15 protein-coding genes, 2 tRNA genes and 2 pseudogenes are annotated in these 19,398 nt (G+C 72.7%); 5 read left to right on the top strand and 14 right to left on the bottom strand.

Going from position 1 to position 19,398, the window contains the following annotated elements; translation table 11 throughout:
* Positions 1 to 40: 40 nt before the first annotated feature.
* The 4 genes from LJ221_RS06025 to LJ221_RS06040 all read right to left on the bottom strand — a co-directional run bounded on the left by LJ221_RS06025 (position 41) and on the right by LJ221_RS06040 (position 5,231).
* Positions 41 to 114, bottom strand: a tRNA-Met gene (locus LJ221_RS06025).
* A gap of 138 nt (positions 115 to 252) precedes the next feature.
* On the bottom strand, positions 253 to 1,962 hold the full coding sequence (locus tag LJ221_RS06030) for a tetratricopeptide repeat protein (protein WP_241714420.1): 1,710 nt from the start codon (positions 1,960 to 1,962) through the stop codon (positions 253 to 255).
* Between the two features lie 184 nt (positions 1,963 to 2,146).
* Positions 2,147 to 2,220: transfer RNA gene (locus tag LJ221_RS06035), tRNA-Met, on the bottom strand.
* Positions 2,221 to 2,273: 53 nt separating this feature from the next.
* Positions 2,274 to 5,231: a UPF0182 family protein gene (locus tag LJ221_RS06040; protein ID WP_241714453.1), complete on the bottom strand. Its 2,958-nt coding sequence runs from the start codon at positions 5,229 to 5,231 to the stop codon at positions 2,274 to 2,276.
* A 134-nt stretch (positions 5,232 to 5,365) separates the two neighbouring features.
* On the opposite strand from LJ221_RS06040, the gene LJ221_RS06045 reads away from it, so the two are divergent.
* Positions 5,366 to 5,956 (top strand): PPA1309 family protein, encoded by a 591-nt coding sequence (locus LJ221_RS06045; protein WP_241714422.1) that lies wholly within the window; start codon positions 5,366 to 5,368, stop codon positions 5,954 to 5,956.
* 56 nt (positions 5,957 to 6,012) lie between these two features.
* Here LJ221_RS06045 and LJ221_RS06050 read toward each other — a convergent pair whose 3' ends face one another.
* From LJ221_RS06050 to LJ221_RS06065, 4 genes are all read right to left on the bottom strand, one after another.
* The gene (locus LJ221_RS06050; protein WP_241714424.1) at positions 6,013 to 7,098 is read right to left on the bottom strand and encodes a PDZ domain-containing protein; all 1,086 of its coding nucleotides are present in this window, start codon (positions 7,096 to 7,098) and stop codon (positions 6,013 to 6,015) included.
* A gap of 25 nt (positions 7,099 to 7,123) precedes the next feature.
* The gene (locus LJ221_RS06055) at positions 7,124 to 7,360 is read right to left on the bottom strand and encodes a hypothetical protein (RefSeq protein WP_241714426.1); all 237 of its coding nucleotides are present in this window, start codon (positions 7,358 to 7,360) and stop codon (positions 7,124 to 7,126) included.
* 223 nt (positions 7,361 to 7,583) lie between these two features.
* Positions 7,584 to 8,042 (bottom strand): molybdenum cofactor biosynthesis protein MoaE, encoded by a 459-nt coding sequence (locus LJ221_RS06060; RefSeq protein WP_241714428.1) that lies wholly within the window; start codon positions 8,040 to 8,042, stop codon positions 7,584 to 7,586.
* Positions 8,043 to 8,114: 72 nt separating this feature from the next.
* Positions 8,115 to 9,224: an SDR family oxidoreductase gene (locus LJ221_RS06065; RefSeq protein ID WP_241714431.1), complete on the bottom strand. Its 1,110-nt coding sequence runs from the start codon at positions 9,222 to 9,224 to the stop codon at positions 8,115 to 8,117.
* A gap of 146 nt (positions 9,225 to 9,370) precedes the next feature.
* On the opposite strand from LJ221_RS06065, the gene LJ221_RS06070 reads away from it, so the two are divergent.
* Both LJ221_RS06070 and LJ221_RS06075 read left to right on the top strand, forming a co-directional pair.
* On the top strand, positions 9,371 to 10,846 hold the full coding sequence (locus tag LJ221_RS06070) for a zinc-dependent metalloprotease (protein ID WP_241714433.1): 1,476 nt from the start codon (positions 9,371 to 9,373) through the stop codon (positions 10,844 to 10,846).
* A complete protein-coding gene (locus LJ221_RS06075) occupies positions 10,843 to 11,370 on the top strand; it encodes an NUDIX hydrolase (RefSeq protein ID WP_241714435.1) in 528 nt (175 codons plus the stop codon). The genes LJ221_RS06070 and LJ221_RS06075 overlap by 4 nt, the downstream gene beginning before the upstream one ends.
* Before the next feature lie 101 nt (positions 11,371 to 11,471).
* Here the strand turns inward: LJ221_RS06075 and LJ221_RS06080 are convergent.
* Positions 11,472 to 12,075, bottom strand: a pseudogene (locus tag LJ221_RS06080) (TerD family protein); the annotation flags it as partial.
* Positions 12,076 to 12,144: 69 nt separating this feature from the next.
* The gene (locus LJ221_RS06085) at positions 12,145 to 12,732 is read right to left on the bottom strand and encodes a M48 family metallopeptidase (RefSeq protein WP_241714437.1); all 588 of its coding nucleotides are present in this window, start codon (positions 12,730 to 12,732) and stop codon (positions 12,145 to 12,147) included.
* 242 nt (positions 12,733 to 12,974) lie between these two features.
* Here LJ221_RS06085 and LJ221_RS06090 point away from each other — a divergent pair.
* Both LJ221_RS06090 and LJ221_RS06095 read left to right on the top strand, forming a co-directional pair.
* Positions 12,975 to 14,049 (top strand): annotated as a pseudogene (locus LJ221_RS06090) (ThiF family adenylyltransferase).
* A gap of 54 nt (positions 14,050 to 14,103) precedes the next feature.
* Positions 14,104 to 15,504 (top strand): AarF/ABC1/UbiB kinase family protein, encoded by a 1,401-nt coding sequence (locus LJ221_RS06095; RefSeq protein ID WP_241714439.1) that lies wholly within the window; start codon positions 14,104 to 14,106, stop codon positions 15,502 to 15,504.
* Positions 15,505 to 15,735: 231 nt separating this feature from the next.
* Here LJ221_RS06095 and LJ221_RS06100 read toward each other — a convergent pair whose 3' ends face one another.
* The 4 genes from LJ221_RS06100 to LJ221_RS06115 all read right to left on the bottom strand — a co-directional run bounded on the left by LJ221_RS06100 (position 15,736) and on the right by LJ221_RS06115 (position 19,258).
* On the bottom strand, positions 15,736 to 16,059 hold the full coding sequence (locus LJ221_RS06100) for a hypothetical protein (RefSeq protein WP_241714441.1): 324 nt from the start codon (positions 16,057 to 16,059) through the stop codon (positions 15,736 to 15,738).
* Positions 16,056 to 16,418: a WhiB family transcriptional regulator gene (locus LJ221_RS06105; protein WP_241714443.1), complete on the bottom strand. Its 363-nt coding sequence runs from the start codon at positions 16,416 to 16,418 to the stop codon at positions 16,056 to 16,058. Before LJ221_RS06105 ends, LJ221_RS06100 begins: the two co-directional genes overlap by 4 nt.
* Positions 16,419 to 16,550: 132 nt before the next feature.
* The gene (locus LJ221_RS06110; protein ID WP_241714444.1) at positions 16,551 to 16,868 is read right to left on the bottom strand and encodes a hypothetical protein; all 318 of its coding nucleotides are present in this window, start codon (positions 16,866 to 16,868) and stop codon (positions 16,551 to 16,553) included.
* 149 nt (positions 16,869 to 17,017) lie between these two features.
* Entirely contained in the window at positions 17,018 to 19,258 is a 2,241-nt protein-coding gene (locus LJ221_RS06115; RefSeq protein WP_308314728.1) for an ATP-dependent DNA helicase UvrD2, read from the bottom strand.
* Positions 19,259 to 19,398 lie beyond the last annotated feature (140 nt).

Below are 19,398 nucleotides of genomic sequence, written 5' to 3' on the forward strand. Positions count from 1 at the left end.
GCCCGGATCCTTTGCCAGGATCCGGGCACCGGCCCATAAGTAGCGGGGACAGGATTTGAACCTGCGACCTCTGGGTTATGAGCCCAGCGAGCTACCGAGCTGCTCCACCCCGCGTCGTTGTGTTCACAACCTTAACCCACCGAGACGATCAACGCAAACAACGGGAGCCCTCCCCCTGTAGTCCCTGTAGTCCCTGTAGTCCCTGTAGTCCCTGTAGTCCACGCGCCCCGTCCCCTCGCACCGCCGCGCGCCTCAGGCCGTCAACTCCTCGTGAAGGGCCTCGCACAGCCGCGCGGCGCGCTCGGCGACCTCCGGCGGGCCCAGCTCGACCGCGCGGGCGCACCAGTGGCGGCCGGCGGCCAGCTCACCGCGCCGGGCGTCCAGCAGCGCCAGACGCAGGGCGGCCCGGCCGTGGCCCGCCTCGGCCGCACGCGTCCACCACAGGGCGGCCTCCGGCTCGCTGCCCTCGCGGGCCAGCAGCAGGCCGAGGTTGAAGGCCCCGTTGCTGCTGCCCGCCTCCGCCGCGACCCGGTACCAGTGCGCGGCCCGGACCACATCGCCGCGCGCCGCCGCGCACATGCCCAGCCGGACCTGCGCACGCCGGTGCCCCTGCTCGGCGGCCCGCTCGTACCACTCCTCGTACTCGGCAGGCGGTCCGTGGGCGTCCAGGGCGTCGGCCGTCGGGGCCTGGCGCTCCAGCAGCGCCGCCAGCCGGAAGGCGCCCTCCACACTGCCGCCGCCCGCCGCACGGCGCAGATGCCGCTCCGCGGTGTGGGCGTCGCCCTCGCGCAGCAGCGCGATGCCCACCTGGAGCGCCGCCTCGGTGTGTCCGGCCGCGGCCGCCTGCTCGTACCACCGGCGCGCGGCGTCCTCCTCGCCGCGGCCCGCGTACAGGATGCCGAGGTTGAACGCGGCGTCCACGCTGCCGGCCTCGGCCGCCTTGGAGAACCACGGCTCCGCGCCGGCCGCGTCACCGCGCTGGAGCAGCAGCACGGCCAGCGCGTTGGCCGCCTCGCGGTGCCCGGCGTAGGCGGCACGGCGGTACCACTGCTCGGCCTGGGCGGTACGGCCCTCGGCGGCGCACAACAGCGCGAGGTTGAAGGCGCCGTTGGTGTCGCCCGCGTCCAGCGCGACGCGGTACCAGCGCTCCGCGGTCTGCCGCTCGCCCCGCTCGGCGTGCAGCGCTCCCAGGGCGTTGGCCGCGCTGCCGTCGCCGTCCTGCGCCGCGCGGCCCCACCACTCGGCGGCGCTGTCGGTGTCGCCCGCGTCGCTCAGCAGAAAGCCCAGGGCGCGAGCGGCGCGCGCCTCCCCGTCCTTGGCCGCCGTCAGGTACCAGCGGGCCGCCTCCTGCAGCTCGCCGCGCTCCTCCAGGAGCGCGCCCAGGCGCAGCGCGGCACGCCGGTGGCCGCGCGCCGCGGCCTGGCGGTACCACTGCTCGGCCTCGGTGCCCCCCTCCTGACGGCGCGCCAGGGTCCGGGCGATGCGGTAGGCCGCCTCCCGGTGGCCGCGCTCGGCGGCGGTCCGGTACCACTTCTCGGCCCCGCCCTCGCCCCGGTGCTCCAGCAGGTCGGCGAGGGCGTACGCGCCGAGGGTGTGGCCGGACTCGGCGGACTGCCGCAGCCAGTGCCCGGCCGCCGCCTCGTCGCCGCGCTCGCGGTGGTGGCGGCCCAGGGAGTGGGCGGCGGCCGCCGAACCGGCGACGGCCGCGACCCGCCACCAGCCCGCGGCCTCCTCGGCCTGGCCGAGCTGGTGGAGCAGGACGCCCAGGTTGTTCGCGGCGGCTCGGTCGCCGGCGGCGGTGGCGGCGCGCAGGTATGGCTCGGCGCCCTCCAGGTCCCCCCGGCGCAGCAACCGGGCGCCGAGCGCGCTGATGGCGTTCGTGTCGCGGTGATCCCGGAGGTTCGTGCGGCTCACGCCGCCCCCCGTGCCCTCATCTCTCGCCTTGTCCCCCATGAGGCCCATCGTCGCACCACCCGCAACCCGCGTACATCCGGTATACCGCCGCCAAGGAAGTCACTTCAGCGTTTTGTCGACTTCCCGATACGGCTACCATCCAAACGCAAAGCGCTACCGTGTGCCTCTTCTGTCACATGCCCAGCACACGGAAAAGGACCCGGAGTCAGTGACTCCGGGTCCTTCTCTTCAGTAGCGGGGACAGGATTTGAACCTGCGACCTCTGGGTTATGAGCCCAGCGAGCTACCGAGCTGCTCCACCCCGCGCCGTTGTGTTCACAACCTTACCACGGCGCGGAGAGAGCCCGCTCACCACCGATTCACTCTTCCTTGCGTCCCTCGTCGTTGCCGTCGTCGGGGTTCTTGCCGTCGGATCCGCCCGCGCCGTCGCCGCCTGCCGACTCCTGCGCGTCGGCGGCCCGCTCGAGCGCCTCCTCCAGATCCCGCTGGGCCTGGCCGTAGGCGTCCCAGTCCTGCTCGCCCAGCGCCTCCTGGCCCGCCTCGAACGCCTCCTGGGCGTCCTGGAGGGCATCCTGCACCGTCGGGTCCTCCGAACCGTCCGCGGGCGGCGGCGTGGTCTCCTCCTCACCCGGAGGCGGCTCCTCACCCTCCGTCGGCGGTTCCTCGGCACCCTCGACCCCGAAGACGGCGTTCAGCGCCTCGCCGAGGGTGTTCTCGAAGGCGGTCTCCTCGCCGTAGGTCACCAGCACCTTGCGCAGCAGCGGGTAGTTGGTGCCCGCGCCGCGGACGTAGACCGGCTCGACGTAGAGCAGACCGCCCTCCAGCGGCACCGTGAGCAGGTTGCCGTACTCGACCTCCGAGTCACCGCGCCTGAGGATGTTGATCTCGTTGGCGATGTCGGTGTCGGAGTTGAACCGGCTCTGCACCTGCTGCGGGCCGGACACCGTGGTGTTGGAGGGCAGCTTCAGGATCCGGATGGTCCCGTAGTCGTCGCTGCGGGCGTCGGCGTTCACCGCCATGAAGGCGCCGAGCGTCTCACGGCCGCTGGGGTTGAAGGTCGTGGTCAGGGAGAAGGTCTGCTCCTCCTGGTCCGGCATCTTCATGCTCAGGTAGTAAGGCGGGACCGCGTTGCCCTCCTGCGTGGTCGGGTCGTCCGGCACCTGCCAGCGCTCACTGCCGCTGTAGAACTGGCTCGCGCTGGTGACGTGGTAGCGCGTCAGCAGCTCACGCTGGACCTTGAACAGATCCTGCGGGTAGCGGAAGTGGTCCATCAGCTCGTCGCCGATCTCGCTCTTCGGCTCGACCGTGCCGGGAAATGCCTTCGTCCAGGTCTTCAGCACCGGGTCCTGTTCGTCCCACTCATAGAGCCTCACCTCGCCCGAGTAGGCGTCCACGGTGGCCTTGACCGAGTTGCGGATGTAGTTGACCCGGTTCTGCTGGGCGATGACCGCGCGCTGGCCGTCGGTCAGCGCGTCGGCGGTGGTCTCGCCCAGGGTGGTGCGGGACGAGTAGGGGTACTGGTTGGTCGTGGTGTAGGCGTCCACGATCCACTGGATGCGGTCCCCCACCACCGCCGGGTACGGGTCGCCGTCGATGGTCAGCCAGGGGGCCACCGCCTCGACGCGCTCCTTGGGCGTGCGGTTGTAGAGGACTCGCGAGCCCTCGCCGATCGCGCCCGAGTAGAGGATCTGCGGTTCGTTGAAGGTCACCGCGTACGCCGCGCGGTTGGCGATGTTGCCCAGGCTGACCCCGCTGTCGCCCTCGTAGCTGTAGGTCTTCTCCTCGCTGCCGGCGATGTAGTCCAGTTCCTGCTGCGGGCCGCCGACGATGGAGTACTGCGTGGTCTTCTCGCCGTAGTAGACCCGCGGCTCGTAGCCGTCCTCGGCCAGTTCGCCCTCCGGCGGGAGGTTCTTCTCGATGAAGGCCGGCGCCCCGGTCGAGGCCACCTCGGTGCCCTTGCCCGCGACCATGCCGAAGCCGTGGGTGTACTTGAAGTGGTCGTTGATCCAGTTGCGCTCGGTGATGCCGTTGATGTTGATCTCGCGCAGGCCGACGACGGTGTCCTGCTCCTCGCCGTCCTCGGTGCTGTACCGGTCCACGTCCAGGGTGGCCGGGAACTGGTAGTAGCTGCGGACCTGCTGGAGCTGCTGGAAGCTGGGCGAGACGACGTTCGGGTCGAGCAGCCGGATGCTGGCGGTGGTGTTCGCCGCCTCGCGCAGCTCCTCGTTGCTCGCCTCGCTCTCCCCCGAGTAGTCCGAGACCTTGGAGTCGTCGATGTCGTAGGCGTCGCGGGTGGCGTCGATGTTCTTCTTGATGTACGGCGCCTCCTTGGCCTGCTCGTTCGGCTGGACCTGGAACTTCTGCACGATCGCCGGGTAGAGGCCGCCGATCAGGATCGCCGAGAGAACCATCAGGCCGAAACCGATCACCGGGAGCTGCCAGGTGCGCCGCCACAGGGCGGCGAAGAAGAGCACCGCGCAGATCGCGGCGATGAAGAACAGGATCGTCTTGGCCGGGAGATAGGCGTTGGCGTCGACGTACCGCAGGCCCGTCCAGTTGTCCGTCGCCTTGAAGTCGCCGGACTTCACCGCCAGGCCGTAGCGGTCGAGCCAGTACGCCACCGCCTTGAGCGCCACGAAGACGCCCAGCAGCACCGAGAGGTGGCCGGTGGCCTGGGACGTCGCGCGGGCGCCCGGGGTGGTCAGCCGCAGCCCGCCGTAGAGGTAGTGCACCAGCGCGGCGGCCAGCAGGGAGAGCACCGCGGCCGCGAAACCGACGCTCAGCAGGAAGCGGTACCAGGGCAGGTCGAACGCGTAGAAGGCCACGTCCTTGCCGAACTGCGGGTCGGCGGTGCCGAACGGGACGGCGTTCACCCACATCAGCCAGGTGCGCCACTGGCCGGCCGCCGATGCTCCGGCGATCAGCCCCACCAGCGCGGTGGCCCCGAGGAGCACCCACTTCTTGTACGGGGCGATGCCCATCCGGTAGCGGTCCAGGTTCTGCTGCTCCAGCGACATCGCGCTCAGCGGGGGCCGCAGGCGGTGTGCCAGCCAGATGTTGAAGCCGACGGCCGCGGCCATCAGCAGACCGAAGACGGCGAACATGCCGATCTTGGTCCACAGGGTGGTGGTGAAGACGGTGGTGTATCGGACCGAGCGGTACCACAGCCAGTCGGTCCAGAACCCCGCGAACATGACGAAGAGCATGGCCAGCACGGCCAGCGCGCCCACCGTCATGAGCAGGGTCTTGGCGCGCCGGGAGGGCCTGCCGACACTGATCCGTGGTCCTGAGGGCCCGCCCGGGCCCCGGTCCGGCATCTGGAAAGCCAAGGTGCGCACCTCGAGAATCGCAGCGGATGGGACTGGCCCCGAATGCTAGGGCCCCACCCATGCAACTTACTGAACCTTTACCCGGTTCCCGTTCCCGGGGGGTTCAGCGGCACGATATGAGGATGAACAACCTTCCAATCGACGGCACACCTCTGGCCGCGGGCCCGCTGACACGGGCCGTGCTGGAGATCGACGAGTACGCCGCGGGGCTGGGCTGGGACCAGCCCGCCCGGCTGTTCGCCCTGGTCGACACCGACCGGCTGCGCACCGAGGAACCCGCCCTGGCCGAGCAGCTCGGGCTGGGCGTCGGGGAGCACCGGGGCGGCGAGGCCCCCGCCCCGGCCCCTCTCACCCCGGTGGAACAGGACGAGCTGCCCGCCGGAGTCCCCCTGGACGAGTTCCTCGGCACCATCGCCTGGCCCGACGCGGTCTCCGGATGCGCCATGACGGTGGAGCGGCTGATGCTGCCGCCCTCCGCGGAGGCATCCGTCCCCGAGAGCCTCCAGGAGGAGGGCGCCGAGGAGCGGCTGGCCCGCTGGGTGGCCGAGCACCCCGAGCGCCAGGAGGTCCGGATGACCGTGGCGGTGCTGCGCGACGGCGCCCGGGAGTCGGCGCTGCGGCTGCGCGAGAAGGACTCGCCGACCGAGGTGCTGACCGGCCCGGATCTGGTGCCCGGGCTCGCCGAGGCGCTGGCCGCCACCTTCGGCGACTGACGGCCGTACCGCGGCGGGGCCACGCCCGCGGACGGGAGGGGAGGGGAGGGGAGGGGTCAGCCTGCCGCGCACCGCGGCAGGCCGGCCGTCTTCCCCCCCCTGATGGCCTCCAGAGCCTCCAGGGCGTCGTCGATCGTGCCGACCCTCACCAGGGTCAGGCTCTCGGGGGCGTCGCGGGCGGCGGTGGCGCAGTTGTCCTCGGGGGTGAGGAAGTACTCGGCGCCCTTGTCCCGGGCGGCGATGGTCTTCATCTCCACACCGCCGATCGGGCCGACCCGCCCCTCGCCGTCGATGGTCCCCGTACCGGCCACGAACTCGCCACCGGTGAGGTCGCCGGGGGTGAGCTTGTCCATGATGCCGAGAGCGAACATCAGCCCGGCACTGGGACCTCCGACATCGGCCAGTTCGATGTCTATCTCGAACGGGAAGGTGTGGTCGAGCCCCGCCCGGATCCCGACCACGGCCCGTCCGTCGTCGGCCCTCTCGGTGGTGACGGTGACCTCCCGGGAGACGGTGGGCTGCTCGCCGGCCTTCTCGGCCGCCTTCACGGCCTTCGCCGGGACGACGGTGAAGACCACCTTCTGGCCGGGCTCGTGCTCGGTCACCAGCTCGGCGACGTCGCCCGGCTCCTCCACGGCCTCGCCGTCCACGGCGGTGATCACGTCCCCGGCGTGCAGCCTGTCCTCGGCCGGCCCGCCCCTGACCACGGAGGAGACGACCACCCGCTCGCCGACCGGGACGTCCAGCTCCCGCAGGGCCGCGACCTTGGCGCTCTCCAGCGACTGGGTGAACTCCTCGGCGTTCTCCTCGCGCACCTCCTCGGCCGACCTGTCGTCGGGATAGAGGGTGTCGTGCGGGACGACGGCGCTGTCATCGGCCAGCCAGCCGTGGACGGCCTCCACCAGGTTCATCCGGTAGTCGGCGCCGGTGACGCGGACGGTGGTCATGTTCAGGTGTCCGGACGGCTCGTAGGTCTTCCTGCCCTTGATGCTCAGCACCGGCTCGCCGTCGTGCTCGCCGAGCGTGTTGACGGTGGGGCCCGGTGACATCTCCGCGTACGGCACCCTGATGAGGACGGCGGCGCAGAGCACGGCTATGAGCAGCAGGGTCGAGGTGAGCATCGTCGCGGTCCGGCGTGGCATGGCACGACAGTACGGGAATCGCGCGTCAGTCGGCGGCGGGGGCCCGTCCGTCCGGGGCCGTGCGGGAGACGGCGGGACCCCCGCGGCCGTCCTGTTCCGTCCCGCGGCCGTGGGGGCGTTCCATGGCGGCGCGGAAGGCCTCGTATCCCGCGACCCCGTCGGCGTCCCCGAAACCGCTGGGTTTCCGCGAGGCCCACACGGACCACACGGCCGCCCCGACCGCGGCGACGAACGGAATCAGCAACCAGGCGAGTGCCGCCACAGTGACCTCCCGATCCTCGAGTGCGCCGGAGATACGGCCTATGAGCAGACTAGATCCCGGTTGAGTCAACCGTTCCGGCAGGGGTGCCCTTCCGCAACTCCACGCCCCGCAGGACGCCCGCTCCCCGGCCCCGCGGGGACCGTTCCCGGCAGGCGCCGCCGCGTGCCCCGCGCGGCCGCGGCACATCCGCCCGGGAGACCCGGCCCGCGGGTTTCGGCCGCTCCTACACCCCCACCCACTCCTCGGTGCCGTCCGTGAAGGTCTGGTGCTTCCAGATCGGCACCCGGTGCTTCAGGTCGTCGATCAGACGGCGACACGCCTCGAACGCCTCGGCGCGGTGCGCGCAGGAGACGGCGACGACCACGGCGAGATCGCCCACCGCCAGGTCCCCCACCCGGTGGACCGCGGCGAGCGCCCGTACGGGGAAGCCTGCCGCGACTTCCTCGGCGACCCTGCGGAGTTCGGCCTCGGCCGTGGGGTGGCAGGAGTAGCCGAGCCTGGTCACCCCCGCGCCCCCATCGTGGTCGCGCACGGTGCCCGCGAACAGCGCGGTGCCGCCCGCCGAGGCGTCGCCGACTGCCGTGAGGACCTCGTCCACGGAGAGCGGGGTGTCGCGGATCGCCAGCAGGCGGATCGGGTCGGGCGCCGCCCGCTCCCCGGGGTGGTCGTACGTCTGTGCCATGGGGTCATGGTGCCGTACGGGCGCGGGGGCGCCGGGGGCGGCCCGCCGACGCGCCGGCGCCGCTTTCCGGCGTCAGATCCGGCGGCGGGCCTTGCGGGCACGCCGGACCAGGGCCGCGGTGCCCACCAGGGCGACGGTGGCGCCCGCGGCTCCGAGGGTGGTGGCGTCCTTGCGGCCCAGGCGGCGGCCCGCGACCGCGTGGCGCCCCGCCGCCTCCTCCAACAGCGCGGCCAGCACCTCCTCGTTGGTCCATTTCGGCCGCCAGCCCGCCTCGTGCAGCCGGGAACCGCTGACCACCCAGGGATGCATGGTGTACGCCAGGTCGCCGGCCGGGGAGGGTGTCAGCCCCAGGCGGTGGAGCCGGGAGGCGGCGCCGAGCGCGACGGCGGAGGGCAGCTCCATGCGACGGACACCGGACAGTTCCTCGACCTCCTCCTGCTCCAGCCAGCCGTCGCAGCCAACCGCGAGCTCGCCCTCCGCCTTCTCCAGCGCCGCGTACTCCAGGGCTCCGGCCAGGTCCTCGACGTGGCAGAACTGCCAGCAGGGCCGGGAGCCGGCCACGACCAGCAGGCGGGGGGACTCGAAGTAGCGGGTCAGTGCGGTGTCGGTGCCGCCGACCAGGACGGCGGGGCGCACGACCGTGACGTTCAGCCCCGGGTGCGCGCGGGGGGCGCGGCGGGCGAGCCGTTCGATCTCCAGCAGGTCGCCCACCCCGGTGGCATCGGCGGTCGCCCGCAGCTCGGCGTCCTCGGCCAGCGGCACGTCGTTGTCGGGCAGGGCCCCGTAGACCATCGCCGAGGTGCACAGCACCACCCGGCGCACGCCCGCCGCGGCGGCCGCGGTCAGCACAGTCTGGGTACCGCGCACGTTGTAGGCGGTGCGGGCGGCGGGGTCGGTCTCCAGATCCAGGTCGAGCGCGAGGTGGACCACGGTGTCCACCGGCTCGCCGTCACCGCGCAGCCGGTCGGCGATGGTCGGATCCCGCACGTCCAGGACGTGCCACTGCGCGCCGTCCACCGCGCCGCGGCGCTCGTCGAGCGCGATGACCCGCCCCACCTCGGGGGAGGCCACCAGCCGCTCGGTGAGCAGCGCGCCGACCCCCGATCCGGCGCCGGTGACCGCGACGACGGGCCCTGCGGCTCCGTTACGCGGACCGCGAACGTTTGGCTCCTGGGAACTCACCCGGTGTCTCCCGCGGTTGTCTCTGGGTACGACGTGCGCAGGCTCCATCCTGCACGAGAGGTGTCTAGGCTGGACGTAGAGCCCGCCACATCGCGCACCATCCCACCGACGTCCCAGCGTCCCATCCACCAGAGCCGAGGAACCCCGTGAGTGACATCCCATTCGGATTCGGCATGCCGCCCGAGGAGCCCGAGGAGGGCGACGACGGACGGAAGAAGGGCGACCAGGGCGACCAGGGCGACCCGCGGAACCCGTTCGGGTTCGGCGGCGCGGGCGGCGCCGACAACCCGCTCGCGGCGATGTTCGGATCGCTGGGCGGCGGCCCCGGCGGATTCGACCCGAACGACCTGGGCGCCGCGTTCCAGCGGCTCGGCCAGATGCTCAGCTACGAGGGCGGGCCGGTCAACTGGGACATGGCCAAGGACATCGCCCGTCAGACCGTCGCCGCGGGGACCCCGGACGGCGCCAAGGACTCAAGCGTCGGCCCGCGGGAGCGGAAGGCGGTGGAGGAGGCCGTACGCCTGGCCGACCTGTGGCTGGACGGCGTGACCTCGCTGCCCTCCGGCTCCGGTTCGGCCCTCGCCTGGAGCCGCGCCGAGTGGGTGGAGTCCACCCTCCCGGTGTGGAAGGACCTGGTGGACCCGGTCGCCGAGCGGGTCGGGGCGGCCATGGGCGACGTCCTCCCCGAGGAGATGCAGGCCATGGCCGGCCCGCTGCTGGGGATGATGCGCTCCATGGGCGGCGCGATGTTCGGCACCCAGATCGGACACGCGCTGGGCGTGCTGGCCGGCGAGGTGGTCGGCTCCACCGACATCGGTCTGCCGCTGGGGCCCGGGGGCCGGGCGGCGCTGCTGCCGGCCAATATCTCGGCCTTCGGCGAGGGCCTGGGCGTGCCCCTGGAGGAGGTGCGGCTCTACCTGGCACTTCGCGAGGCGGCGCACCAGCGGCTGTTCGCCCACGTCCCGTGGCTGCGCTCGCATCTGTTCGGCGCGGTGGAGGGATACGCGCGCGGGATCAAGGTGGACACGGCCAAACTGGAGGATGTCGTCGGCCAGCTCGACCCGTCCCGCCCGGAGGAGCTGCAGGAGGCACTGCAGCAGGGCATGTTCCAGCCCGAGGACACCCCCGAGCAGAAGGCGGCCCTGGCCCGGCTGGAGACCGCGCTGGCACTGGTCGAGGGCTGGGTCGACGCGGTGGTCCACGCCGCAGCCGAGCCCCATCTGCCGTCCGCCTCCGCCCTGCGCGAGACGCTGCGCCGCCGCCGCGCCGGCGGCGGACCGGCCGAGCAGACGTTCGCCACGCTGATCGGGCTGGAGCTGCGGCCCCGGCGGCTGCGCGACGCCTCCCGGCTGTGGGCCTCGCTCACCGACGCCCGCGGGGTGGACGGCCGCGACGGGCTGTGGGCGCACCCGGACATGCTGCCGACCGCCGAGGACCTCGACGACCCGGACGGTTTCGTCCACCGCGAGCAGCTGGACTTCTCCGAGTTGGAGGGGCTGCTGGAGAAGGAGTCCGGTACGGAGGGCGGCGCGGAGGGCGGACCCGGTCCGGCCCCGGACGGCGAGGACCGGCGCGGAGACGGCGAGGACGGCCCCGGGGACGAGCGCGGCGGCGCCCGGTGAGCCTGCGCGAGGACGCGGCGCGGACGCTCGGGCAGTGGTCGGCGCCGGACGGCGCGCAGGAGGCGCTGCGTCTGGCGTACCGCGATCATCTGGCCACCCGCCCGGACGGCGTGTGGCGGTCCTGCGCGGACGGGCACATCACGGCGAGCGCCCTGGTGGTGGACCCCCGCCGCGGACGCGTGCTGCTGACGCACCACCGCAGGCTGCGGATGTGGCTCCAGACGGGCGGGCACTGCGAGCCCGGCGACACCGCCCTCGCCGGAGCCGCCCTGCGGGAGGCCGTCGAGGAGTCGGGCATCGACGGGCTCGCCCTGCTGCCGGGCGGGCCCGTCCGCCTCGACCGGCACATCACGCCGTGTGCCTGGCACCTGGACGTGCAGTACGCCGCCCTGGCGCCCGAGGGTGCGGTGGAGGCGGTGAGCGAGGAGTCGCTGGAGCTGTGCTGGTTCGGCTGGGACGAGGTGGCGGATGTCGCCGACGACTCCGTCGTACGGCTGGCGGACCGCACTCGCGCACTGCTGTGACACCGGAGCGCGCGGGCGGCCTCCGGGAGAGGGCCCGCGCGCTCCGCGCCTTCCGGCCGGTCAGTTGGTCCAGATGTTGCCCTGGTTCTGGCCGCGTGCGAAGCCGGGCGCCGGTCCGGCGGGCGGCGCGAAACCGGGCACCGCCCGCGGCGCCGCTGCGGGGGCGGGCGCGGACTCCTCTTCCAGGACCTCGCCGCCGAAGTGTTTCAGCAGCGCCTCCAGCCCCCGTCGAACCCCTGGCCGACCGCCGCGAAGCGCCAGACGTCCTTGAGACAGAAGTCTCCGAGCATCACGGCCCGCTCGGTGGTGAACTCCGAGCCGTCGAACGGATAGCGCGGCCTCCTCGTCGCCCGCGACGATCCGCAGATAGCCGGGGTCGGTCCGGGACATCTGGCCGTCGCCGTCGATCGTGGCGGTGAAGGACAGCTTGTGGATGTTCGCCGGAATGCGGTCCAGCGTCACCCTGAAGGATTCGGTGTCGCCCGCCTGGGCGCCCAGCAGCCGGATCGCTCCCTCCGGCGACTCGGGCTGGTTGAAGAAGATGAGGTAACGGTCGTCCGACAACCGCTCATCAGCGTCGAGGCCGAAGCAGCTGATGTCGAATGACAGCCCCGGTGCGGAGGTCCGCACACCCACGTACAGATCCGTTCCGGCTGTCAGATCGCTGATCCCGGCCTTGTGGCCCCGTTGGAACTCCCTGGCCATGCGTAACGACCGCCCCCCATCCGAAGCGGTGAATCGCGTTGCGCCAGGCTAACCGGTGCCCTCCGGGGCTCACTCGCGCCCGTCACGGGGAACGTTCGGCAGCCTGCCCGCGGCGATCACGCCCTCAAGGAATCCCCGGGCCCTCTCCGTGCGCGGATAGGTCTCCAACAGCCGCCAGAAATCCGGGCCGTGCCCCGGGACCAGCAGATGGGCGAGTTCGTGCAGGAGGACGTAGTCCAGGACGTACTCCGGCATCCCCTGCAGACGGTGGGAGAGGCGGATGCTGCCCTCGGCGGGGGTGCACGATCCCCATCTGGTGTTCTGGTTGGTGACCCAGCGCACGGTGGACGGGCGGGCACGTCCGAGCAGGTGCTGCTCGGACAGCCGCAGCGCGCGGGCGGCCAGCTCCCCGTCGTCGAGCGTCCTCCTGCTCTCCTGGGCGGCCAGCTTGTCGAGCATGACGCCGACCCAGCGCCGCTCCTCCTCCTTCGACATCCGGGCCGGGATGAGGACGACGGTACGGCCGCCTTCCCGGTAGGCGGAGACCGTGCGGCGGCGGCGTGCGCTGCGGCGGACCTCGACCTCGTCCGGCTGCGGCGCCGTGCCGCGCGGGCCGGGGCCCGGTTTCTCGACGCTGTTCAGCGGGTCTGCGGGCATGCCACGACGTTACCCGCCGGGGTCGGCGGAAGTCCCGTCCCCGGGTCGCTCGCGGGGACGCACGCCTGTGTGCGAGCCGGTGGCGCGCCTCCGGACATCTCGCGCCCCCGATGTGACGAACGCCACATCCTGTGGACAACTCTCCGCGACGGCCACGGCGAAGGACGCAGGCTGGGGCCGTCCGGTCCTCTTCCGGCGCCGGGTGCGCCGGGAGCGGTTCAGCAGTGGTCCAGGGGGTTGCCGTGCATCCGATGATCAAACCCGCGCTCCGGCGTGCCTGGCGGGACCGGAACACCGTGCGGTACGGGGTGGCGCCCACCCACTCGGTGCTGCTGGGTCCGGTGGACACCGCGACCGGCGGTTTCCTGGATCTCCTCGACGGCACCCGCAGCCTTCCCCAGCTCAGACAGGCCGCCGAGGTGATGGGGCTCGGGGCGGACGCGGCCGATCGGCTGGTGGCACGGCTGACGGCCGCGGGGCTGCTGGACGATGCCACGGCCCACCGGCGGGCCGCGGCCCGGGTGGACGACCGGCTCCGTCCGGACCTGGGGTCGCTCTCGGTGCTCCGTCCCGAGCCGGGCGGCGGGGTGCGCCGGCTGGCCGCCCGGGCGGCGGCCCGAGTACAGGTGCGCGGTGCGGGACGGGTCGGAGCGACGGTGGCAGCACTGCTGTCGGCGGCCGGGGTGGGGCAGGTGGACGTGGTGGACGGAGGCTGCGTGGCGCCGTGGGACACCGCGCCCGGAGGCATCGACCCCGACCAGGCCGGTGAGCGACGGGCCTCGGCCGCGGGCCGGGCGGTAAGGCGGGCGGCCGCCGGGGCACGCTCTGGTGGTGGTCGTCCCACGCGACGGCCTGTCCGCCTACGCGCCGGACCCCGCCTCGGCCGAGGAGCTGGTCCGGGCCGGGCAGCCGCATCTGTACGCCGGTGTCGTCGAGGCCACCGGCTTCGTGGGGCCGCTGGTACTGCCGGGTGCGTCGGCCTGCGCGGAGTGCCTGATGCTCGGATGCGCGGAGCGGGAACCCACCTGGCCGCTGGTGGTGGCACAGTGGAGGTCGGCACGGCGGTCGGCGGTGCCGGCCTGTGATGTGGCACTGGCGACCGTGGTGGCGGGGGCCACCGCCTCCTGTGCGCTGAGCTTCCTGGACGGGGACGAGAGCTGCGTCACGGACTCGCGGCAGCACTGGGTGCTGCCGCGGCTGCGCGCCGAGTGCGAGCCGGTACCGCCTCGTCCGGAGTGTCCGTGCGGTGCGGCTTCCGGTCACGGCGGACGCCCGCTCTCGGAGGAGGGGGCCCGGCGGTCCACAATGGCCACATGACCGCTGTCCTCGGCGCTGCCGCCTGGTCGTGCTGTCGGGAAGTTGGAGGGGCACATGTCGGATCTTCCGCGTAAGGCCGTCACCCGTACCGCCAAGCTGGCCGCGCTGCCGCTGGGGATGGCGGGGCGCGCGACCTGGGGGCTGGGCAAGCGGATCGGCGGGTACTCCGCCGATCTGGTCGGGCAGGAGCTGCAGCAGCGCACCGCCGAGCAGCTCTTCAAGGTCCTCGGGGAGCTGAAGGGAGGTGCCATGAAGTTCGGCCAGGCGCTGTCGGTCTTCGAGTCGGCACTCCCGGAGGAGGTGGCCGGCCCCTACCGCGCGGCGCTGACCAAGCTCCAGGAGGCGGCACCGCCGATGCCGGCGACCTCGGTGCACGCTGCGCTGGCCGAGCGCATGGGCGAGGACTGGCGCGAGCTGTTCGAGGAGTTCGAGGACAGGCCCTCGGCCGCCGCCTCGATCGGGCAGGTGCACCGCGGGATCTGGCACGACGGCCGCCCGGTGGCCGTGAAGGTGCAGTACCCCGGCGCCGGTGAAGCGCTGCTGTCGGATCTGAACCAGCTGGGGCGCTTCGTCCGGCTGCTGGGACCGCTCATTCCGGGCGTGGACATCAAGCCGTTGGTCTCGGAGATGCGTGACCGGCTCAGCGAGGAGCTGGACTACGAACTGGAAGCGCGGGCGCAGCGGACGTACGCGGAGGAGTTCGCCGACGATCCGGACGTGCGGGTCCCGGACGTGGTGTACCAGTGCGACCAGGTACTGGTCACCGAGTGGCTGGAGGGTGTGCCGCTGGCCGACGTGATCAGGGACGGCAGCCGCGAGGAGCGGGACCGGGCCGGGCAGTTGCTGGCGCGTTTCCTCTTCTCCGGCACGGCCCGCACCGGTCTGCTGCACGCCGATCCGCACCCGGGGAACTTCCGGCTGCTCACCGGCGACGCTCCCGACGGGCCGCCCGAGCGGTGGCGGCTGGGGGTGATGGACTTCGGCACGGTCGACCGGCTGCCGGAGGGGCTGCCGCCGACGATCGGCGTCGCGCTGCGGATGGCGCTCGACGGCGATGCGGAAGCGGTCCACGAGCTGTTGTGCGACGAGGGGTTCATCAAGCCGTCCGTCGAGCTGGACCCGGATGCGGTGCTGGATTACCTCCTGCCGATCATCGAACCGGCACAGGTGGAGGAGTTCGTCTTCTCCCGGGACTGGATGCGGGAGCAGGCCGCGCGGGTCGCCGATCCGCGCTCCCCCGCCTATCAGCTGGGCAAGCAGCTCAACCTGCCGCCCTCCTATCTGCTGATCCACCGGGTGACGCTCAGCACGATCGGTGTGCTGTGCCAGCTCGGCGCGCAGGTGCGCATGCACGAGGAAATGGAGGCGTGGGTGCCCGGTTTCCCGCCCGAGGACGAGGAGGGGCACGCCGACGGTACCGGGGAGGAGGCGGAAGTGGCGGAGACCTCCGCCTGATGGCCTCCGGCGGCCGGGGTTCTCCACGGACCGCCCGGAAGAGCACGGGAGCCGGGGCCCCGACGTGCCCCGGCTCCCGCCGTGTGGATCATCCGTGCGTGTCATCGTCTCGTGCCGCCGTGCTCTGCTTCCGGCTGTCCGCCCGACCCCGGTCCGCGCCCCGGTCCGCTCGGCGGGTCGGCGGACGGGAGCGGTTCACCGGCTCCGGCAGCAGCCGGAACCGGTGGGCCGTCACTGCATGACGGCCAGGGCCAGCGCGCGGCGGGCCCGCATGGAGGCCCGTTCGGCACGGCGCTGCATTCGGCGGGCGGTGATCACCCGGTAGCCGGGCCGTTCCAGCTCGGCCTCCCTCATACGTTCACTCATATGAGCACGGGCCATGGCTTCTGGGATGAGTTGCATGTCACGGGTCCTGTTCTGGGGTGAGGCGGTGGCGTCGGGCTGTGTGCTTGCGTGGTTGTCGGTGTTGAGCGTCATCGCGGATTCCGGCTTCGGGAAGGGACGCAGCGCGGGACCGTGCGTCGCGGGGTGATCGATCGTGCCGACGGTGTTCATGCCGTGACCGGGTTCTTGCGGGGACGGCCGCGCGGCCGCTTGCGGGGGACGACCACCCCCTGGACGAACAGCTCGCCGCCCCAGACCCCCCAGGGCTCACGGCGGTCCTCCGCACCGGCGAGGCAGGCCTCGCGCAGCGGGCAGGTCCGGCAGAGCGACTTGGCGTACTCCACGTCGGCCGGCGATTCGGCGAAGAAGACCTCCGGGTCGTAGCTGCGGCAGGGCACGGCCACACCGAGACGCTCGATGGCGTCGTCGAGCTCGGTGAGCGTGGTGAGCGGGGTCAAGGAGTCCTCCGTGGAATCGGACGTTCGGATCGGGTCGGGCTGTACGGACGGGGCGTGCGTCTGGATGTGCACGGCGGTGGATTCCTCGTCTGTGTGTCGTCTCTTCGACCCGGCTGGTGGCCGGGGCGTTCGGGGAAAACAGAAGGGCCGCGGATCCCGGTGTGGGTTCCGCGGCCCTGGAAGGTGCCGACCTGATCGTGCCGATCAGGCTGGATCTCTCCAGGGTTCGAGCCCACGGAAGGCCCACATCGTGTGGTGCTTGGCCTGCTCCCGTCCGTTGCCGGCACCGTTGGCCGCGCCGGTAAAGGCACAGGCATCGGCCTGTGCCGCCGCCACTACCGCGGGTGCCTGGGCCGGTCGCTCGCCGGCCCGCTCATGAATCGGCAGAGCCGAGAGGGAGGCCGGGCACGCGGTCGCGACGCCGAGGACACGGATGCCGGACAGACGGGAGCCGAGCAGGCTGGAGGCGAGGACCTCGCGACCGGTCTGTTCCGCCGTGATCATGGTGATCGTGCTGGTCATCGGGGCTCGCCTCCTCTCGGCGCCTGGGGGACCGACTGGGTGTGTCAATCCGGATGTCAGGAGTTCAGTACAGCATGGATCCGGTGAGCCAGCGGGCCCCTCCTCATCCACGTCCGGAAGGCTATGAGGGTTTGCACGGCCCGCGCAAACTATTTTCCGGGCGGGTTCGTAACATCCTCTGTGACAGATTCCGGAACCTCTTCGTCCGTTTGTTCGCCGGACGGTTCCCCGGGGTCCGCCCCGATCTCCTCACCCGCGCAGAGTGCCAGCACATCGGCGCCGAACCTCTGGAGTTTGCGCCCGCCCACACCGGGGATCCGCGCCAGCTCCGCCTCGCTGTCGGGCAGGGCCTCGGCGACCGCCATGAGGGTCTTGTCGGTGAAGACGCAGTAGGCGGGCTGTCCGAGCTGCCGTGCCTGCGCCGAGCGCCACTCCCGCAGCCGCTCGTACAGCTCCTCGTCGAGGTCGGAGGGGCAGCCCTCGCAGCGCATCAGCTTGATCTCGCCCGCGTCGGTGAGGGTGCGCCCGCACACCCGGCACCGCACCGGACCGCGCCGCCCGCGCGACCGTCCGCCGCCGCGCTCCACCCCGCCGGCGCCGCCCGCGCGGCCGCCGCCCGAGGAGGAACCGGGACGCAGCCCCCCCAGGAAACGGCTCGGCCGACGTCCGCCCCGGCCGCCCGGCGAGCGTGACAGCGCCCAGGAAAGGGAGAGGTGGCACCTGGCCCGGGTGACGCCCACGTAGAGCAGCCGACGCTCCTCCTCCACCTGCTCGTCGGTCTTCGCGTAGCTGATCGGCAGCGTCCCGTCCGTCAGCCCGACCAGGAAGACCGCGTCCCACTCCAGGCCCTTGGCGGAGTGCAGCGAGGCGAGGGTGACGCCCTCGACGGTGGGGGCGTGCTGGGCGTTCGCCCGCTCGTCCAGCTCGGCCACGAGATCGGAGAGCGTCGCCTGCGGACGGGCGCGCGCGAAATCCTCGGCCAGCCGTGCCAGGGCCGCCAGGGACTCCCAGCGGTCGCGCACCGCGCCCGATCCGGCCGGGGGCCGCGGCGTCCAGCCGGTGCCCCCGAGCACCGCCCGCACCTGGGAGGGGAGGTCCACGGCGTCGGCCAGCAGCGGCTCGTTGTCCCCGGCGCGCGCCGCGCCGCGCAGGGCGACACCGGCCTCGCGCACCTCGGGCCGCTCGAAGAACCGCTCGGCGCCGCGCAGCTGGTAGGGCACTCCCGCGTCCGCCAGGGCCTGTTCGTAGACCTCGGACTGGGCGTTGACGCGGTAGAGCACCGCGACCTCGCTCGCGGGGACTCCGGCGTCCAGCAGCTCCCTGATGCGGCGGGCGACGCCCTCGGCCTCGGCGGGTTCGTCCGGGTACTCGGTGTAGACGGGCTCGGGCCCGGCCTCGCGCTGGGAGACCAGCTCCAGCCGGTGCTCCGCGGCCCGGCCCCGGGCCTGGGCCAGCAGCCCGTTGGCCAGGTGCACCACCTGCGGCGTGGAGCGGTAGTCACGCACCAGCTTCACCACCGTGGCCCCGGGGTGCCGGGTGCGGAAGTCGAGCAGGTGGTCGGGGGTGGCCCCGGTGAAGGAGTAGATCGTCTGGCTGGCGTCGCCGACGACGCAGACGCTCTCCCGCCCCCCCAGCCACAGTTCCAGCAGCCGCTGCTGCAGAGGGCTGACATCCTGGTACTCGTCCACCACGAAGTGCTGGTACTGCCGCCGCACGGTGTCGGCGATCTCCGGCCGCTCCTGGAGGATGCCGACCATGAGCAGCAGCACGTCCTCGAAGTCGATGACCGAGCGCTCGCGCTTGAGCTGCTCGTAGAGCCCGTAGATCCGGCCGATCTCGGCCGGATCGCGCGGGGCCTCTCGGGAGGACTTCGCCACCGCGGCCGGATAGTCCTCCGGAACGCTCTGGGTCACCTTGGCCCACTCGATCTCGCCCGTCACATCGCGCAGTTCGTTGCGGTCGAGCCGGATGCGGCAGCGTGCGGCGGCCTCGGCGACGAGCTGGACCTTGCGCTCCAGCAGACGCGGCAGCTCGCCGCCGATCGCCTTCGGCCAGAAGAACTGCAGCTGGCGCAGGGCCGCGGAGTGGAAGGTGCGGGCCTGCACACCGCCGGCCCCGAGCTGACGCAGTCGCCCGCGCATCTCGCCCGCCGCGCGGTTGGTGAAGGTGACGGCCAGCACGCTCGCGGGCGGAAGCACCCCCGCCTGCACCCCGTACGCGATCCGGTGCGTGATCGCACGCGTCTTGCCCGTACCGGCCCCCGCCAGCACGCACACCGGGCCGTGCAGCGCCGTCGCCACCTCGCGCTGCTCGGGATCGAGCCCTTCGAGCACCGCGTCGGGCGAATCGGGGACGCGCGGGAAGAGGGAGGAGGGGGTTACTGCTGTCACCCCGCCATGCTGCCAGGTCGGCCGTGGGGCCGGTAACCGCCGTCCACAGGCCGCGGGAACTCGTAGCAGGAACTCCCCGCGGGGGGGGGGGGGGGGGGGGGGGGGGGGGGGGGGGGGGGGGGGGGGGGGGGGGGGGGGGG

It is taken from the genome of Streptomyces sp. CNQ085, from assembly GCF_022614595.1.
In the GTDB taxonomy this organism is placed as follows: domain Bacteria; phylum Actinomycetota; class Actinomycetes; order Streptomycetales; family Streptomycetaceae; genus Streptomyces.

What these genes read in the sequence shown, in the direction of transcription:
- LJ221_RS06110 (WP_241714444.1), bottom strand. Translation starts at nt 16,868, where the DNA reads ATGACCAGCACGATCACCATGATCACGGCGGAACAGACCGGTCGCGAG.
- LJ221_RS06040 (WP_241714453.1), bottom strand. Translation starts at nt 5,231, where the DNA reads ATGCCGGACCGGGGCCCGGGCGGGCCCTCAGGACCACGGATCAGTGTC.
- LJ221_RS06095 (WP_241714439.1), top strand. Translation starts at nt 14,104, where the DNA reads ATGTCGGATCTTCCGCGTAAGGCCGTCACCCGTACCGCCAAGCTGGCC.
- LJ221_RS06060 (WP_241714428.1), bottom strand. Translation starts at nt 8,042, where the DNA reads ATGGCACAGACGTACGACCACCCCGGGGAGCGGGCGGCGCCCGACCCG.
- LJ221_RS06100 (WP_241714441.1), bottom strand. Translation starts at nt 16,059, where the DNA reads ATGAACACCGTCGGCACGATCGATCACCCCGCGACGCACGGTCCCGCG.
- LJ221_RS06030 (WP_241714420.1), bottom strand. Translation starts at nt 1,962, where the DNA reads ATGGGCCTCATGGGGGACAAGGCGAGAGATGAGGGCACGGGGGGCGGC.
- LJ221_RS06085 (WP_241714437.1), bottom strand. Translation starts at nt 12,732, where the DNA reads ATGCCCGCAGACCCGCTGAACAGCGTCGAGAAACCGGGCCCCGGCCCG.
- LJ221_RS06050 (WP_241714424.1), bottom strand. Translation starts at nt 7,098, where the DNA reads ATGCCACGCCGGACCGCGACGATGCTCACCTCGACCCTGCTGCTCATA.
- LJ221_RS06045 (WP_241714422.1), top strand. Translation starts at nt 5,366, where the DNA reads ATGAACAACCTTCCAATCGACGGCACACCTCTGGCCGCGGGCCCGCTG.